The 15,936-nt window shown below is 48.3% G+C and carries 17 protein-coding genes and 1 other annotated feature; of the genes, 6 read left to right on the forward strand and 11 right to left on the reverse strand.

Annotated features, from left to right (window positions below; all coding sequences use genetic code 11):
* Nucleotides 1-47 precede the first annotated feature (47 nt).
* The 5 genes from BLP63_RS04480 to msrB all read right to left on the reverse strand — a co-directional run bounded on the left by BLP63_RS04480 (nt 48) and on the right by msrB (nt 4,859).
* On the reverse strand, nt 48-1,112 hold the full coding sequence (locus BLP63_RS04480) for a hypothetical protein (protein ID WP_092589696.1): 1,065 nt from the start codon (nt 1,110-1,112) through the stop codon (nt 48-50).
* Between the two features lie 102 nt (nt 1,113-1,214).
* Nucleotides 1,215-1,886 (reverse strand): DUF6557 family protein, encoded by a 672-nt coding sequence (locus tag BLP63_RS04485; RefSeq protein ID WP_092589697.1) that lies wholly within the window; start codon nt 1,884-1,886, stop codon nt 1,215-1,217.
* A 131-nt stretch (nt 1,887-2,017) separates the two neighbouring features.
* A complete protein-coding gene (locus tag BLP63_RS04490; RefSeq protein WP_092589838.1) occupies nt 2,018-3,484 on the reverse strand; it encodes an alanine/glycine:cation symporter family protein in 1,467 nt (488 codons plus the stop codon).
* Between the two features lie 476 nt (nt 3,485-3,960).
* Nucleotides 3,961-4,386, reverse strand: coding sequence for an NUDIX hydrolase (locus tag BLP63_RS04495; protein WP_092589698.1), 426 nt, complete (start codon nt 4,384-4,386; stop codon nt 3,961-3,963).
* A 20-nt stretch (nt 4,387-4,406) separates the two neighbouring features.
* Nucleotides 4,407-4,859, reverse strand: coding sequence for a peptide-methionine (R)-S-oxide reductase MsrB (msrB, locus tag BLP63_RS04500; protein WP_092589839.1), 453 nt, complete (start codon nt 4,857-4,859; stop codon nt 4,407-4,409).
* A gap of 85 nt (nt 4,860-4,944) precedes the next feature.
* Here msrB and BLP63_RS04505 point away from each other — a divergent pair, with 85 nt between their 5' ends.
* Entirely contained in the window at nt 4,945-5,451 is a 507-nt protein-coding gene (locus tag BLP63_RS04505) for a GAF domain-containing protein (protein ID WP_242870791.1), read from the forward strand.
* A 15-nt stretch (nt 5,452-5,466) separates the two neighbouring features.
* Entirely contained in the window at nt 5,467-6,513 is a 1,047-nt protein-coding gene (locus BLP63_RS04510) for an asparaginase (protein WP_092589699.1), read from the forward strand.
* Nucleotides 6,514-6,626: 113 nt separating this feature from the next.
* On the opposite strand, the gene BLP63_RS04515 is transcribed toward BLP63_RS04510, so the two are convergent.
* From BLP63_RS04515 to BLP63_RS04530, 4 genes are all read right to left on the reverse strand, one after another.
* Nucleotides 6,627-7,304, reverse strand: a complete 678-nt coding sequence (locus BLP63_RS04515) for a HutD family protein (protein ID WP_092589700.1) — start codon at nt 7,302-7,304, stop codon at nt 6,627-6,629.
* A gap of 12 nt (nt 7,305-7,316) precedes the next feature.
* Entirely contained in the window at nt 7,317-8,132 is an 816-nt protein-coding gene (locus BLP63_RS04520; protein ID WP_092589701.1) for a DUF1835 domain-containing protein, read from the reverse strand.
* A 165-nt stretch (nt 8,133-8,297) separates the two neighbouring features.
* Entirely contained in the window at nt 8,298-8,807 is a 510-nt protein-coding gene (locus BLP63_RS04525; protein WP_092589702.1) for a prolyl-tRNA synthetase associated domain-containing protein, read from the reverse strand.
* Between the two features lie 101 nt (nt 8,808-8,908).
* On the reverse strand, nt 8,909-10,426 hold the full coding sequence (locus BLP63_RS04530; protein WP_092589703.1) for a helicase HerA-like domain-containing protein: 1,518 nt from the start codon (nt 10,424-10,426) through the stop codon (nt 8,909-8,911).
* A 320-nt stretch (nt 10,427-10,746) separates the two neighbouring features.
* On the opposite strand from BLP63_RS04530, the gene BLP63_RS04535 reads away from it, so the two are divergent.
* The 3 genes from BLP63_RS04535 (at nt 10,747) to BLP63_RS16795 (ending at nt 12,191) form a co-directional block, all read left to right on the forward strand.
* Nucleotides 10,747-11,109 carry a cytochrome b5 domain-containing protein gene (locus tag BLP63_RS04535; protein WP_092589704.1) on the forward strand — a complete coding sequence of 121 codons (363 nt, stop codon included), beginning with the start codon at nt 10,747-10,749 and terminating at the stop codon, nt 11,107-11,109.
* Between the two features lie 24 nt (nt 11,110-11,133).
* Complete coding sequence (locus BLP63_RS04540) at nt 11,134-11,526, forward strand: hypothetical protein (protein WP_092589705.1); 393 nt, start codon at nt 11,134-11,136, stop codon at nt 11,524-11,526.
* A 180-nt stretch (nt 11,527-11,706) separates the two neighbouring features.
* Nucleotides 11,707-11,953: a binding site (T-box leader), on the forward strand.
* A gap of 88 nt (nt 11,954-12,041) precedes the next feature.
* Complete coding sequence (locus BLP63_RS16795; protein ID WP_170829288.1) at nt 12,042-12,191, forward strand: hypothetical protein; 150 nt, start codon at nt 12,042-12,044, stop codon at nt 12,189-12,191.
* 253 nt (nt 12,192-12,444) lie between these two features.
* On the opposite strand, the gene BLP63_RS04545 is transcribed toward BLP63_RS16795, so the two are convergent.
* Both BLP63_RS04545 and BLP63_RS04550 read right to left on the reverse strand, forming a co-directional pair.
* A complete protein-coding gene (locus BLP63_RS04545; RefSeq protein WP_092589706.1) occupies nt 12,445-14,109 on the reverse strand; it encodes a SulP family inorganic anion transporter in 1,665 nt (554 codons plus the stop codon).
* Nucleotides 14,110-14,402: 293 nt separating this feature from the next.
* Nucleotides 14,403-15,026, reverse strand: a complete 624-nt coding sequence (locus BLP63_RS04550) for an acetate uptake transporter (protein WP_092589707.1) — start codon at nt 15,024-15,026, stop codon at nt 14,403-14,405.
* Nucleotides 15,027-15,327: 301 nt separating this feature from the next.
* Here BLP63_RS04550 and BLP63_RS04555 point away from each other — a divergent pair, with 301 nt between their 5' ends.
* On the forward strand, nt 15,328-15,732 hold the full coding sequence (locus BLP63_RS04555; RefSeq protein ID WP_092589708.1) for a DUF4332 domain-containing protein: 405 nt from the start codon (nt 15,328-15,330) through the stop codon (nt 15,730-15,732).
* Nucleotides 15,733-15,936 lie beyond the last annotated feature (204 nt).

Raw genomic sequence — 15,936 nt, forward strand, 5'->3', positions numbered from 1 at the left:
CCGCTGGTGATAGATCTTCCAGGCTGACGCCACATGTCCTGTACTTCTTACGGCTGTAAATAGACCGCTTCAACGACGTCAAATATGGCTTCGCGAGCCGAATTGACGCGATCCGTCAGTTTATAGCCCTCTTCCTTCGCCGTGGCTTTAAATGCTTCAAAGCTTTCATAGAGCGGCGTCTGAGAAGGGAATTCGTGGGCATCGTAAAATCGTATCCGCGCTTCAGTCATGGTATTCGTGTCATAAGCATATACCGGTGTATTGTTGCCGCCATAAACGAGCGCATTCATAAGCATGACGAAATAGTGCTGCAGATTTTGATGAGATGATCGAAGGGCTTCTGGCAGCTGAGTGTTGTCCATTTGGCTCAAAAGAGCCTCCACAGCCGTTACTCTGCCCCACATTTCATCCAGTGATATTATCATGGCTGCGTCACTGAACGTCCTGGCTGAAAGCTCTCTCGCCATACTTTTGAGATAGCCTGCGAACCAATCTCCAAGTCCAGGCAAGTAGTTCATGTATTGGTCGTAATCAATGACCAGATAATACATGCCTTCCTGGGTTTCAACTGTAAAATAAGCTTCTCTGTAAGCTTGAATTTCATCTGACAAGGCTTGGTCACCCAAGCTGGAAGGCGTCTCAATTACCATATTAAGCGCTTCCCTGTTAAAGATTTCTCGCTCAAAGAGCTTTGCTGCCAGCGCGTCGCTGACTGCGCCATAGTTGGCATCCCTTTCAAGAGCCTTGATCTGAGCACCTTCAAATAAACTCAGCATTTGATCTGCGTATTCAGGAGACAACGTCTCAATCTGAGCCTCGACAATAGTCGCCAACGTAGCTATCCCCTCTATGCCAGGGTAATCCAAGAGATATTTTTCAAAGTCTTCAATTGTTTTTTTCTGAGCTTCCTCATTAGACGCATCTGGCACTTCTGGTTCTTCCGGCTCATCCTTTGGATCCGGAATATTCACACCTGGCTCTTCCGGCGGAACCTGACTGTCCGGTGGCGTCTCAGCATTACCACCGCATGCCGTCAATGCCAAGGAGAAAATGAAAACTGATAAAACAACGAAAATGAGTTTAGAAACTTTAAAATTATTCAAACGAAACATAACAACAACCTCCCTATGGCCTCAGTCTAACATTTTTTTATTAAGCAGGCCTTGCCATAGGATTACAATTTGACCTCAGAGGACTAACCTATGGTCAGCACTTTAGACTTGAGCCTCATCTTCATCCTCATCAAATTCAAAATCATATTGCGTCATCTCAGCCACCTTGGCTTCAATTTCCTCTTCCGTATAGCCAAGCACTGTCATTTTTCTGAGGCAAAGCGCGACGAACTCATCCAGTCCAAGTTTTTCGACAAAGCCTCTGGTTTTTTCGTATACCTTAAGTCCCAGCCATTCTTTCCATGGCATGATTTCCAGTCCAAAGGGTTCATCTGTGCCCTCTTCGATCCCAAACACATCAAATGGATAACGACCCACATATTCGCTGGTCAGTTGGGCCAAAAACATAAAAACAGGCGGATCCAATGCTTCCGGTTCCATTGTTAACAGGTTTTGATAGACCACACGCAGCTGCTCAACCACGCGATCCGGTTCCTTGAAGGTGCCGTACAGCTTCTTCTCGACTGACTTAAAATCGACAGCTTTCAGGCAGCCCAAAAAAGTTTCTGGAACACCGAAATCGGCTGCTGCCTCTCCAGAGTCAGAAGCATCTTCCTGACACTTCCCTGCGGATAGGATCCCCCGGGCTTCAGCAACGGCTTTTGCAGCCTCCAGTGCCTCCTGCGTATAGTCCTCGTATTGTATCAAGATGACTTCCCTCAGCTGCTCATCCGTCAGTTTTTCCATGCGATCCATGAAAGCATTTTGCGCCATAAAATATTGCCCTCCCCCTTAAATTGTGTCTACGTTTACATTATAAACTATTATCCCATTAAGGCCAAAGAAAAGAGGCCCAAAACCGGGCCCCTTTTGCGGGATGAAACAGTCGATTACTGTCAGAGTATTTACTGCGCTTTTCTTCTTTCCGCTCTTCTCTTTGTAATAGTCTCCCAAAGATCCGCGTTTTTAATGCCAAGCTTTTTAGGCTCAAAAGTAGGAATCTTAACGCCAGCCTTCAGCTGATCCTCGTAGTCTTTCAGGACAGCGAGGCCTGGTTTTGTGAGGAGAATGATGCCAATAATGTTGAGCCAAGCCATGACGCCAACCGCTGCGTCGCCAAGACCCCAAGCGAGGTCAGCCGTACGGACAGCGCCGAAGAATGTCATGAAGAGGAACACTATCATTGCACCATGGAATACATATTTTTTGTCAATCTTGGAGCCTCTGAAGAGATATGCTGTTGCAGACTCAGCATAGTAATAATATGCCATCAGTGTAGTGAAGACGAAGAAGAACAGTGCCAAAGCGACGAAAGCTGAACCGAAGCCTGGGATCAAAGTGTCCATAGCCATTTGCGTGTAAGCAGGGCCATACTGTACGCCTGGAATATTTTCAACAATAAAGCTGCCATCAGGACGAACCGTATTGTACATGCCTGTGATCAGAATCATGAAAGCTGTAGCGGAGCAAACGAACAGCGTGTCAACATAAACTGAGAACGCTTGGACGAGACCTTGCTCAGCCGGGTGATCAACAGCAGAAGCCGCTGCTGCCATTGGACCAGTGCCCTGACCTGCTTCGTTGGAGTAAACGCCACGCTTGACGCCCCACATGATTGCCGTACCAAGGATGGAACCAAACGCTGCGTCCATACCGAATGCGGAACGGAAGATCAAAGCAATGACGCCAGGAAGCTGACCAATGTTGACTACAATAATAATAAGTGCAATGATGATGTACGCGATCGCCATAAAAGGAACGATCAGCTCAGCGGCTTTACCAATCCGCTTGACGCCGCCAAAGATAATAAGCGCGAGCGTAACGACGAGGAGGCCGCCAGTGACAGATGGCGCAATTCCAAATGCTGTGTTCAGCGCGCTGGCAATACTGTTGGATTGTACGCCAGGAAGGAAGAGGCCGCAGGAAAGGATAACAGCGACAGCAAAAGTCATGCCATACCATTTGGCGTTGAGACCCTTCTCAAAGTAATAAGCAGGACCGCCGCGGTATTCGCCGTTGAGCTCTTCTTTCCAAACCTGAGCAAGAGCAGCTTCAATAAATGCAGAACCTGCGCCGAGGAAGGCGATTGCCCACATCCAGAAAACCGCGCCAGGACCGCCCATTGCGATTGCAGTCGCGACACCAGCGATGTTGCCTGTGCCAACGCGGCCGCCAAGCGCCATCGCGAAGCTTTGGAAGGAAGAAACGCCAGTGTCTGACGCTTCATTGCCAATAAGAAGCTTGATCATGCGTTTAAAATGTCGAACTTGAGGAAATCTCATGAGTACTGAAAAGTAGACACCTGCGCCGAGACAAAGATAAACGAGTGCATTAGACCAGATAATACCATTCGCCGCATTGACTATAGCCATTAAATCCAAATAAATTCCTCCTTCAGTTTGACAATTAGTCGTAGGTTCAGCTCATCCCGCAATTCACTAAACCTGTTATCATGGTATCAAAGCTATGAAACGCTGTCAATTGAGACGATTCATCTATCTGAAAATTCACAGCCATTTTCATCGCGTTTATTCATTTTTTTTGTATTTTTTTGAGTTTTTTTGGACATCAAAATTCAAAATCTTGTTATTAATTTATAATTTTATTTACTTTTAAATTTATGGATTGACCATTCAATTTTTTTGGTATTTGTGATGTTTTTTAGCGTTACCATTTTGTAACCCTCATTAATTTAAATATTACAATAATTGTTGTTTAATAATTGAAATATATTAAAATATCTGCGTTGCAATAGAATTAGCACCATTACAAATTTTTAATAATTTCGACAAAATTTCAATGACAGCATGGATATACCTCACTAATGCGTGCCATGTGAGCGATAAGCTCACAGTTCCCACAGCTGTGCTTCGCGGGATAAACCCGGGATCACCTTAATGGTTCCGAGGTCCTCAAGAGAAACCCACATTGAATCCAGATGCTCACTGCTCAGCTGTACCTTGGGATTTGAAGCGTCAAGGGCGCATAAAAAGATGATGCCTATTACCTGAGTATCTTTATCGCGTTTGGAGTCATACACTGTCAAAGGTTTTACAACACTTATTTTCAGACCGGTTTCCTCATAGACCTCCCTCTTGACTGCCTCTTCATAGCATTCCCCAAGGTTCATGCGCCCTCCCGGCAGTTCCCAATAGCCAGTCTCCCCTTTGCTGGGTCTGCTCCTCAACAGCAGGAGAATTTTCCCTTCTGCTAAAATAGCTGCCCTGAGAGCTATGCCAAAGCCGACCTCTTGCTGTCTCTGATCTTGAATCATAATATCCCCCTACCAAATGTTTATTTCTTATCAAATTTATATTTATACTGCCCATAACCTTCTGTCTCGAGCTGACCGAGGGGAATAAACCTCAAGGACGCTGAGTTAATGCAGTACCTTAAGCCCAGTGGCGGCGGACCGTCGTTGAACACATGGCCCAAATGAGAATCCCCATGCTTGCTCCTGACTTCAGTACGCACCATAAAATGTGAGCGGTCGGTTTTTTCCACAATATGGTCCGGTTCCAAGGGCTTCGAAAAACTTGGCCAGCCACAGCTGGACTCAAATTTATCTTCTGACGAAAAAAGAGGCTCTCCGGAGACCACATCTACATAGATGCCCGCCTCGAAAAAATCCCAAAATTCATTGGAAAAAGGCCGCTCAGTTCCATTTTTTTGCGTCACCTGAAACGCTTCTTCACTAAGGTGCCTTTTACGGGTCTCGATTTGAACTGGATCGACATCCCAACGCATTTTTTCCACGTCTTCTTCATCTCCTTTTCAAAACATAAGCAAAAAATGCTATACTGATTTTAGACTTTGCTATGGAGGGATCTTCTTGAAACCACTTGAAGCTATTGAATTCCAAACAAAAAAGCAACTTTACGACTTTATGGCCGTGCGTCTGAAAGCCTATCTGGAAGAGGCGCCGGACTGGTGTGCCGCCCTCGGGAATGCTTCAGCTTTGTTTAATGCCTTGCTGAAGGATCTCAATTGGGCCGGCTTTTATCTGATGAAGCAGGAAATGCTTGTTCTCGGTCCCTTCCAGGGCAAGCCTGCCTGCGTTCAAATAGAACTGGGCAAAGGCGTCTGCGGCACTGCGGCTCTGAAAAAAGATACCCAGCTCGTAGCTGACGTCCACGCTTTTGAAGGACACATAGCTTGTGACAGCGCCTCAAATTCTGAACTGGTTGTACCCATTCTGTACGAAAATGAGACCGTGGGGGTCATTGATCTCGACAGCCCTCTCTACGAACGGTTTGACGAGGAAGATGCCCGGGGCTTTGAACGCATTGCCCAAATATTGTCTGAAAAAATTGACTGGCAGGCTGTACTTAACCGGTAAAAGGAGGCAGATCAAATGTCAGAGCCATTAGTCAGTGTCATTCGCGGTGGCCGCGTGGAATCCATCCATAGAGGCGACTGGGTCGTTGTTGACATTCAGGGCCGCATCCTGGCCCATAAAGGCGATCCAATGAAGCGGACGTTCTGGAGATCATCGGCAAAGCCCTTCCAGGCGATCCCTACGCTGGAATCCGGCGCAGAATCGCGCTTTTCCATGTCTACCGAAGAAATCTCCCTGTTATGCGCCAGTCACAACGGAGAGGTACGCCATGTCGAAACCGCGCTGGGACTCCTCGAGAAACTGGGACTTAGCGCAGACAACCTGGACTGCGGCGCGGCTCAGCCTATGCTCCAGGAAGCCGCCTTTGAGACGATTAAGCGGGGCGAAAGCTTCAGCCCCCTCCAAAATCCGTGTTCAGGCAAGCACAGCGGCATGCTCGCCCTCTGCCTGCTAAAGGGTTGGCCGCTGGAGAATTATATTTCCAAGGATCACCCGGTCCAGCGGGAAATGCTGAAATCCATTGCCCATTCCGTCTCCATGGCGGAAGGCGACATAGGTCTTGCCATTGACGGTTGCGGCGTTCCGGTATTCGAGCTCCCCATCTACAACATGGCTCTGGCTTATGCAAGACTGAGCCAGCCTGAAGCCTTTTTCAAAGATGACGGTCTCAAGGCTGCCAGGCGCGTCGCCAGCGCCATGACCAACGCGCCTTTTTTCGTCGCGGGTACAAAGCGCCTGGACACTAACTTAATGGAGGTTACAAAAGGTAGAATTCTGGCGAAGCTCGGCGCGGAGTCCGTTTACTGTATAAGCTTGATGTCGAAGGGCATTGGCATAGCCTTGAAAATTGATGATGGCAGCTACCGCGGGATTGACCCGGTCATCATAGACCTGCTCCGGCGGATGGGTGCGCTCAGCGACGACGAGCTTGAGGCGTTGTCCCATCACCGCAGGCCTCTCCTGAAGAACCACAGAAAAGAAGTCATCGGTCACCTGGAGTGCACGGACACTTCAGACAGTTTCCAGTTTGACGCCACCTGGTCCCATGCGTCTTTGGAATGAAAATAAGGGCACACTAAACACTAAAAACTTAATCGTTTAAAAAGCACAAAGACCACACCAGGAAGCGGACGGCGAGCAAAGCGCCCAGCCGTCACCCTCCCGGTGTGGTCTTTTCAGGTTTCCATATAAAGCAGCAAGAGATCACAACCCTCACTCAGCACCAGCGCTGTCCCCCGCAGCGCTCTGACGGCGCCGCTAAGCCTTACGTAATCGCCGCGTTCCAAACGAATCACGTTCTTGACATCCTCCTCAAAAACAACGACCTCCGCCGCAGACACACTGCCTGTGACTTTTTCTGATAAAGCCTCCGGAAAAAACACCGCGAGGTGCCCCTTCGCGTCAGGTCTGCGTTCTGAAAGCCAGGCTTCAATCCACGAAGGTCCCGCAGGCGCAGCAAGCTGCTCCGCTGAAACATGGGCCATTTTCCCAAACAGCCCTTTTCGCAGCATTAAGTTAAAATCCGTTGCTTCGCCAAAGGATGTCGTTGGTGTGCCGCCATCAAAGGCATGCACCTGAAGGGGCGCCAGCTCAACTTTCAGCGTGCCATCCTGAGTTTGAGGCGCGTGCTCCAGCACGACCGGCCCGCTGAGCATAGCGATCCAGCGCTGATAATCCGGCAGGGCCGTAAAGCGAGAAGGACTCTCCTCAATAACTGCGCTGCTGACTCTGAACGCGAAATCCCGCCCGCCATAAGTTGAGCATGCCGGAAAAAGGTCAATTTGCGTCGTGGTCCCGCCTGACCATCTATTTGCCGTCATCTGCTCTTTTCTGACTATCAAGGCTTCAATCATAAACAGTCACTCCTAACGCCTCTGACTTGATCCGGTCAATTTGAGCTTGATGCCACTCAGATCCGCGCAGCTCGTATCCCCTTGAATTCGAATAGGCTGCGTCTGCTGAAGATGTAATATCCTGTACATTGCATAACTTTCCGTCACCGGATATTCCGACTTTTCCAGAACCCGCCTTAAGACATCCGTCAGCTTCACAGTCTTGTGATCTATGGCGCTTGAGATCAAATGGTCAAAATAGTCCTCCTGCGCCTCAATAATCTCGCCTTCATTCAGAAACCTGATCACACTGCTGGTTTCCACGAGACGACTCCAGTCAAGCATGAGATCCACAAGGCGCTGGTCTGTCATGGGCACTTTCTGCTCCAGAAGCAGCGTCAGCCAAAGCGGATCCAGCTGGGACAGCGCACTCGGAATGTACTTGCCCCTTCTCGCGTCCCGGGTCTCAATCGCAGAAACGTCCACTTCATAAAGCGCGACATTTTCCCTCGATAATATGGACGCCACATACCGCAGCGCGACCTGGTCGTTGACATTCATACCATGCCAGAATATAACCGTGGTGTCCTCCGGAATAAAATAAAGTTTCTCATGGAATTTCACCATTTGCTCTTCGTAATCCAACTCGTCAAAGTCTTCATAAATCCTGCCATAGTAAGCGCTCATCCACTCCCGGCGGTCCATGTAGCCTTGAATGGTATCCAGTCCCGTAATGGGACCAACTGAAAAATCCTCTGTGAGACTCAAAATTTTGTCGCATTTGCTTGGCAATAACGCCTGTCTCAAACTGGCCGCGGCGGGCTCGCTAAATGTGATATGAATTTGCATGCTCAACTGACCACCCCATTTCTGCGGCTGCGCCTACCCGCGCTTCACTTTGCTGCTGATTTTGCTGCTGCCTTCATCATACGCTGAACCGGAGCCCATGTCGAGGAGGATTTTCCGCCTGGGAATCCCCTTCATTAGCGCCCCGGCCCCGTCCTGCTTAAAACATTAGCCCTCCATATGAATCGCGACAAAATGTACTTTATTTCCCATAGCCTTCAGGTATTTTTTAAAATCCTCACTGGCCATATTCAGCGTCATAGTATTGACGTTAGGATGAAAATTCACATGGCCGCCGCCCATAACTTCCTCATCAATATAGACGATCACTTCTTTATTGGCATCATTGATCAAACCAAAGGGCGACACTGATCCCGGCTGCAGCCCAAGATACTTCTCCATGCGCTCTGGAGATGCAAAACTGAGCTTGTCCAGTCCAAAGTGCTCAGAAAACCACTTCATGTTCAGCGGTTTGTCCTGCTCCAGAACGATCAGATAATGCTTCTTCCCCTTCTGATCCCTGACAAAAAGGTTCTTCGCCTTCGTCCCCTGAATGTGGTCCCAGTGGTTTTTTGCCTCCTCAACCGTTGCCACAGGCGGATGCGTGTGCACCTCATATCCAATACCAAGCCCATCAAGCGCATCAAATACCTTCTGCGCACGTTCCTCATTTGTCATTTTTTACACCCTTTCGCTATTGATTTCACTGACCTTTAAAAGACCATTGCTTTTGCCGATGGTTCCCAGTTCCCCAAACTCTCCAATTTCACTTTCCGACTCTACTTCCCTTTTAAAAACGATCCAAGGATGCCCCTCGCCAGCTGCGTTCCAAGCTGCCGGCCAACCGAAGTCATCATGGATTTAGCCATTTTCTCAACAGCCGAATCTGAGGTCCTTCGCCGGGTCGTCGTCGACCTCGACGTTGATTTTCGCCGTTTCTCCTCAACCTCAAAGGCCCGCTCCCGTTCTTCAAACTCTTTTTCAAGCGCTTCTTTTCTGGCAGCCTCTTCTTCTTGCTGCTGAGCCCTTTTCATCAGAATCTCATAGGCGGACTCACGGTCCAGCTCATCCTCATAACGGCCGTGCAGCACGGATGTATCTACGATTCTCTGATACTTGTCCTTGTCCACAGGACCAATAGTGCTTTTAGGCGGTAAAATCCAGGCCCGTTGAACGACAGAAGGACGGCCCTTCTCATCCAGGAACGACACCAGCGCCTCCCCGACCCCAAGGTCCAGAATAGCAGTTTCTACATCCAGCTCCGGGTTGATTCTGAAGGTCTGTGCCGCCGCCTTGACGGCCTTCTGATCCCTTGGGGTATAAGCTCTCAGTGCGTGCTGCACCCTGTTCCCAAGCTGTCCCAGCACCGTGTCAGGAATGTCCACCGGATTTTGTGTTATAAAGAAGACACCTACGCCCTTTGAACGGATCAGCCGCACCACTTGCTCGATTTTATCCAGCAGGATCTTTGGTACATCCTTAAACAATAAATGGGCTTCGTCAAAGAAAAAGATCATTTTTGGCTTTTCCTGATCTCCGACCTCCGGCAGCTCCTCAAAGAGCTCGGAGAGCATCCAGAGCAGGAAGGTCGAGTAAAGCGCAGGACTCTGATAGAGCTCGTTCGCGGCCAGAATGTTGACGACGCCGCGGCCGTCCCGCTCCGTCATCATAAGGTCACGAATGTCCAGGGAAGGCTCTCCGAAAAAGTGCTCAGCATTTTGCGATTCGAGGACAATAATCCCCCTTTGAATCGCGCCTACACTGGCTTTGCTGATGTTTCCATATTGCGTTGTAAACTTTGAAGCGTTATCTCCGACATATTGGAGCATGGACCTTAAATCCTTCAGGTCCAGAAGCAGCATGCCGTTGTCGTCCGCGATTTTGAACACAATATTGAGTATAGCACTCTGGGTATCGTTGAGATCCAGAAGTCTGGCCAAAAGCAGCGGTCCCATCTCAGAAATGGTCGCGCGCACCGGGTGTCCCTGCTTCCCAAAGACATCCCAGAACCGTACCGGTGACGGTTGGAACTCAAAGCCTTCAAGACCCAAACTCTGAACGCGTTCCATGATCTTGGGCTTTGCTTCTCCGGCCTCACTCATTCCGGACAAATCCCCTTTGACGTCCGCGAGGAAAACAGGTACACCAAGCTCACTGAAAGCCTCCGCCAACACCATGAGTGTCACCGTCTTGCCTGTACCCGTTGCGCCGGCTATCAAGCCATGACGGTTGGCCATGCCGGCCCTCAGGAAAATTTCGAGATCGTTCTTGGCGATCAATAGATTATGCTGCGTCATCCATCCCTCTCCCTTTTCTATGGTAAGCGGTCAATCGCCGACCATATTTCTCCAATTCTTTTTGTTATTATAGCATACCCAAATAAGAAAACGCGATTGAAAACGTTTCTCAGTGGGTATTATAGGCATAATAATCACTGAAATGGATCTTGGCCTGCATTACAGAATTTAGCCTGAGGCAGTCATCCTTGTGGCTCAGTAGGCTTGCTCTGAATTCTCAGGGGAAATTGGCAAACACAACAGGTTTTACTGGCTTTCGTTCAGCAAATCGGAGGCTTTACCAATAGCGAATAAATGATTTTTTGAGAGGAGGCTTAAAAATGAAAGTTTCAAAATTCAAGAAAAATGTGGTACTGGGTTTGCTTCTTTTATTGAGCCTAACCCTTTTGGCCGCATGTTCACAGCCTGCTGAAAATCCTGACCCAACAGCAGAACCTGCCCCAGCAGCAGAGCTGGAATTAACGGCTGAAGAGCTTAGTGCCTTTAATGGCAAAGACGGCCAGCCTGCGTACATTGCCGTGGATGGCGTCATCTACGATGTCACAGAAGTCTCATTCTGGAAAAATGGAGATCACAACGGCTTTGAGGCGGGACAGGACCTGACTGATGAGATCAAGACAGTATCTCCTCATGGCGTCTCAAAGCTTAATGGATTGCCTGTCGTAGGCAAACTGACAGAATAAGTTTGAGCTCAAGGAGGTCGTTAAATGTATAGTCTGTTAGGCTGGTTTAACGCCATTGCTTTGGTCCTCCTGACAGCCGCATGGTGGTTTCCAAGGCTCAACCGCAGTGTACTCAAGCTGAAGCCTTCTATTGCAGGACCCGTCAGCAAAAATTTGCGGCGCTTGCACAAGCCACTGGGGCTGGCGCTTGCAGTCGCAGCGCCCATCCACGGCTATCTCGCACTGGGAAGCTTCAGGCTCCACACAGGGTCACTTCTTTATGTAAGTGTCTTGCTGACGGCCAGCGCAGGAGGGACCTTTTATAAAACCCGGAACAAGGTAATTTTTAAAATCCATAAAGCACTGGCCTTAATGACCGTGCTGATGCTTCTCCTTCATTTGTTGGCACCAGGCGCTTTGTTCTATTTGCTGAATTGAGGTCCTGACAGGCTTTGAAACACGGCTTTAATTAATCAACTCTGAGCTCTCCTTATGCTGTTCTCGGCACATGGAGAGTTTTTTTTATAAAATTTTTTTGTAAGCCCTCTAAATTTTCGGAATTTTTCGTGAATAGTGTTGACATTCGGTGCGTTTCTTGGTAATGTACATTTTATAATATCGAAATCGATGACAGAGACAAATGACGAGAGACATCAGTCACAGAGAGCCGGCGGCGCTGAAAGCCGGCACTGATCCCCGTTCAAACATCCCTCTGGAGTGAACAGCTGAAATGCAAAAAGTAGGCTGCTTCCGCTGTCCGGCGTTACAGGAAGCCTTCGTCCCATAAATTAAGGGCGCAGGCACAGAGCGGTGCGCTGCAACACGCGCATCAGCAAGGTGGTACCGCGGTTAAATCGCCCTTGCGCAGGAATGCGCGAGGGCTTTTTTATAGCCATCAGCTTAGGCTTAACGACAACAACAACCAGGATAACACAAATTGAGGAGGAAGATTTATGTATCAGGACAGCGTAAATTTTGAGGAGTATTCAGTTGCCAAGGAAACCAACACCGCCGAAACTGCTTTGACAGAAGCGCAATACCTTTATGAAATGCAGCTCACTTTAAATTTCTTTGGCGCAGGCCGCATGGATGAACTGTTTTAAGCGACTTATTTTACAAGCCACTCAGAAATAAACTTTTACATCAATTAAATTCGCGGATGCAAACATTTCAAACTACGAATCAGGGAGGTATCCGACGTGTCAGATCTTCCAGGCGACATTAGCCGCGGGACTCATGACTTCAAAAAGTAACGACCTTAAAGCCGGTAGAACGCTTTAAGGTCGTTTGCTTTTTTTGAAGATGTGTCTTGAAGATGCATTTGCGAATTGCAGTCTTTAAGAATTTAATTTTTTATCACGCAATCTGTTTCAGCGCAGAGGCCAGCGTTGGATAAAAATGATCTGCCCCAATTTTTTCTATAACGCCTGCTTTCTCAAGCACGGATCTGGGCTGCTCATTGATGCCAACAATGTAGAGCTCCACATGATGGCGATTGCACATTTGTTTGAAGGATCTGAAGGCAAACAGCGCTGTCGCGTCCATAGCCGGCACCTTGTCCATTATTAAAAGGACCGCTTTCGCGTGGTCATCCAAAGCCCCCAGGTTATCTATAAACTTATCTGCGGCGCCAAAGAAGAACGGCCCGCTGATTTCATAGGCAATGACACCCTTTGGCAGCACAAGACCCTGACGAATGCCCATGCCAGCGCCTTCTCCTCCCTGAGATGGCTGGTCCCCCTCTTCTCCGGCATCCAGAACGACATAGCTGACATCCGCCACGTCACTCATACGTTTCATAAAGAGAAAGGCTGCCATGACCATGCCAACTTCAATGGCCAGCACCAGATCAAAGATCACCGTGATGAAGAAGGTGGTCAAGAGGACCAGCATATCGCTTTTTGGCGCGTGGAAGTATTCTGCGAACTCTCTCCAGTTGCTCATATTGTATGCCACAATGATCAAGATTGCCGCAAGGGCGGATAGTGGTATCATTTTAGCCAGCGGCATGAACAGAAGCATAATCAGAAGGAGGACCACGGCATGGATCATGCCCGCAACAGGCGTCGATCCGCCGTTCTTGATATTCGCCACAGTTCTCGCGATTGCGCCAGTCGCCGGAATGCCTCCAAACAAGCCGGAAGCTATGTTGGCGACGCCTTGAGCGACGAGCTCCATGTTGGAACGGTGCTTGGACCCTATGATCCCGTCTGCGACGACGGCGGAGAGCAAGGATTCAATGGATCCCAGGATCGCGATCGTAAACGCCGGTCCTATAAGCAGCCTGAGGTCCGCCAGCGTGACCGTAGGAATTTGAGGCCTTGGGATCGCTGAGGAGAGCTCCCCAAATTGTGAGCCAATCGTCGCTACGTCCATCCCCGTCAACTTAACCACTGCAGTAGCTGCGATCAAGGCAATGAGGCTGCCCGGAATTTTTCGGCTGACCTTTGGCCAAAAAATCAGGATGCCCAGGGACAAGACCCCAATCAGCACGCTGCCCCAGCTCATAGTATCTATATGTTCAGCGTAGACGCTAACTTTCTCGAGAAACTCCGCAGGATTGTGCTCTAACTGAAGCCCAAGAAAATCCTTGATCTGCGAAGTGAAAATTGTCACTGCGATGCCTGTCGTAAAGCCTGTCGTTATTGGATAAGGTATAAATTTGATAATACTGCCCAGCTTGAACAGACCCATGGCCATCATGATAAAGCCCGCCATAATCGTTGCGATAATCAGGCCATTCATGCCAAATTCCATTACAATGCCATAAACTATGACCATAAACGCGCCCGTTGGCCCACCAATCTGAACCCGGCTTCCGCCAAGGAAGGAGATCAGGAAACCCGCAATGATCGCCGTGAATAGTCCCTGTTCCGGGGTGACCCCTGAGGCGATCCCCAGAGCTATGGAGAGCGGCAGGGCAATGATGGCGACAATGATCCCGGCTGCCAGGTCTTTGAAGAACATTTCTTTTGTGTAGCCTTTCAAAGTTGTGAATAACTTAGGTGTAAACGCGGACATTTAAGGCACCTTCTTCTTTTATAATAGCGGGACGGCCGTACCGGCAGAGGTCTGACCCCGGCCTTACAAAAGCCTCCTGCACCCGCCTGTATTGCCGGCAAATGAAAATGCGGCTGAAACGCTCAAGTGAGCTTTCAACCGCATTCCTTTAAGCCGCTGAAAAGCCGCTTTCTCACTATTTTGACGAAAAGCCAAATGATTTTTGCGTCATGAATTCTATATCTTGTATACATATAATTGCTTTTTAAAAATTATGTTTTAAAAACTATTATAAGACCACGTCTTATCTTCAGCTATGCTTTTGGCCCGCCAAACCTGACTGGTTTACCAACAGGCAGCACCTGACGCTTGAACTGATGGTTGATTACATTGGCAGCAACACCATAAAACGAAATCAAAGATATAATAATTTCAGAATAAGCCGCAAGGGTGTGCATGCCATGCTCTGCGATGCCAAGGGTACTGAAGCCAAGTCCAATGAAAAGCAGGTCAATAAAGATAAAGTCTAACAAAAGAACCTTATTCGTCTGTGTTGCGCCAATTGTCATGATGACAGAAAAAATCAGATAACCGAAGAACGCGAAGCCAAGCTGATGCGGATCAACAGCGCCTTTCAGTGTCTCTCCAAATACGCCGAGGTTAATCAACCAGCTGGAAGCAACAGCAAGCCAGAAGAATCCATAAGCGCAGAATGCCGTGCCGCCAAAGAGGTTTTCTTTCTTGTAGTCAAAAACACCCGCCATCAACTGCGCGAACGCACCGAGAAAGATTGCCCAAGGAATGACGTAAGATAATCCTGTTGTCACACCCAATTTCTGAGTAGACGCTACCAAAGTTACCATGGCCAGACCAAAAAGACCTAATGCACTTGGATCTGCAACCTTAACCACTACTGACTGTACTTCTTGTTTGCTCACTCATTTCCGTTTCATACGGTACCCGACCGAATGAAGACGTTCCCTCCTTCGTCCTTTAAACTTTGGCAGAAAAATACGCTTCTCAGATTCAAGAAGCGCTAAGATTTCTGCTTTCCTATCATCTCACAATGTTTAAGAAATAACAAGTAAAAACTTTTTATATAATCTCGTAAATTTTGAATAGTTTTGCACACCCTTTCGTGTGCAATTTCCAAATATTTTGGTTACAAATAATAATATTATGTTTCAACTTCCTATATTTGTCGTAAGAATAAAACAAATACATTTTGGAGGTGTAGTTATGGCATCACTCAGCACCATTGAAGGCGTTGGAGAAGCTTTTGAAAAGAAGTTAAAGGAAGCAGGCGTCAGCTCAACCTCAGCACTGATGGAAAAAGGTGCTACAAAGAAAGGTCGTGCCGCACTCGCAGCAGAATGTGATATTTCCGAAAAGCTCATTCTAAAGTGGATCAATCACGTGGATCTCATGCGGATCAAGGGTATTGGCGGCGAGTACGCAGAGCTCCTTGAAGCAGCAGGCGTTGACACCGTCCCTGAGCTCGCTCATAGAAAGCCTGATAATCTCCTCGCTAAAATGACCGAGGTCAACGAAGCCAAGAATTTGGTCAGAAAGCTCCCGGTGCTCAAGCAGGTTGAGGACTGGGTGGATCAAGCGAAGGCGCTTCCAAAAGTCGTTTCTCACTGATTGGCGACCTCAAAACTGATAATTTATACAGAAAAGGCAGGAAAGCTTCTTCAAGTGAAGTCTTCCCTGTCTTTTTTTGCATGGGCAGGTTATCTGCTGCCGCTGCTGAGGGCGGCTTTGCGTGAAAAAGACCATCGGCAAATGCCCTGAAGCTTTTGGAAACAAAGCTCTACAGAATTTGCCGATGGTCATGTAATTCACCCT

It is taken from the genome of Acidaminobacter hydrogenoformans DSM 2784 (assembly GCF_900103005.1).
Taxonomy (GTDB): domain Bacteria; phylum Bacillota; class Clostridia; order Peptostreptococcales; family Acidaminobacteraceae; genus Acidaminobacter; species Acidaminobacter hydrogenoformans.

Excerpts from the sequence above, each read along its gene's own strand:
- BLP63_RS04515 (WP_092589700.1), bottom strand. The coding sequence starts at position 7,304 with ATGATTGAAGCCTTGATAGTCAGAAAAGAGCAGATGACGGCAAATAGA.
- BLP63_RS04540 (WP_092589705.1), top strand. The coding sequence starts at position 11,134 with ATGTATAGTCTGTTAGGCTGGTTTAACGCCATTGCTTTGGTCCTCCTG.
- BLP63_RS04530 (WP_092589703.1), bottom strand. The coding sequence starts at position 10,426 with ATGACGCAGCATAATCTATTGATCGCCAAGAACGATCTCGAAATTTTC.
- BLP63_RS04480 (WP_092589696.1), bottom strand. The coding sequence starts at position 1,112 with ATGTTTCGTTTGAATAATTTTAAAGTTTCTAAACTCATTTTCGTTGTT.
- BLP63_RS04490 (WP_092589838.1), bottom strand. The coding sequence starts at position 3,484 with ATGGCTATAGTCAATGCGGCGAATGGTATTATCTGGTCTAATGCACTC.
- BLP63_RS04525 (WP_092589702.1), bottom strand. The coding sequence starts at position 8,807 with ATGACAAATGAGGAACGTGCGCAGAAGGTATTTGATGCGCTTGATGGG.
- BLP63_RS04495 (WP_092589698.1), bottom strand. The coding sequence starts at position 4,386 with ATGATTCAAGATCAGAGACAGCAAGAGGTCGGCTTTGGCATAGCTCTC.
- BLP63_RS04555 (WP_092589708.1), top strand. The coding sequence starts at position 15,328 with ATGGCATCACTCAGCACCATTGAAGGCGTTGGAGAAGCTTTTGAAAAG.
- BLP63_RS16795 (WP_170829288.1), top strand. The coding sequence starts at position 12,042 with ATGTATCAGGACAGCGTAAATTTTGAGGAGTATTCAGTTGCCAAGGAA.
- BLP63_RS04510 (WP_092589699.1), top strand. The coding sequence starts at position 5,467 with ATGTCAGAGCCATTAGTCAGTGTCATTCGCGGTGGCCGCGTGGAATCC.
- BLP63_RS04545 (WP_092589706.1), bottom strand. The coding sequence starts at position 14,109 with ATGTCCGCGTTTACACCTAAGTTATTCACAACTTTGAAAGGCTACACA.
- msrB (WP_092589839.1), bottom strand. The coding sequence starts at position 4,859 with ATGCGTTGGGATGTCGATCCAGTTCAAATCGAGACCCGTAAAAGGCAC.
- BLP63_RS04535 (WP_092589704.1), top strand. The coding sequence starts at position 10,747 with ATGAAAGTTTCAAAATTCAAGAAAAATGTGGTACTGGGTTTGCTTCTT.
- BLP63_RS04520 (WP_092589701.1), bottom strand. The coding sequence starts at position 8,132 with ATGCAAATTCATATCACATTTAGCGAGCCCGCCGCGGCCAGTTTGAGA.
- BLP63_RS04485 (WP_092589697.1), bottom strand. The coding sequence starts at position 1,886 with ATGGCGCAAAATGCTTTCATGGATCGCATGGAAAAACTGACGGATGAG.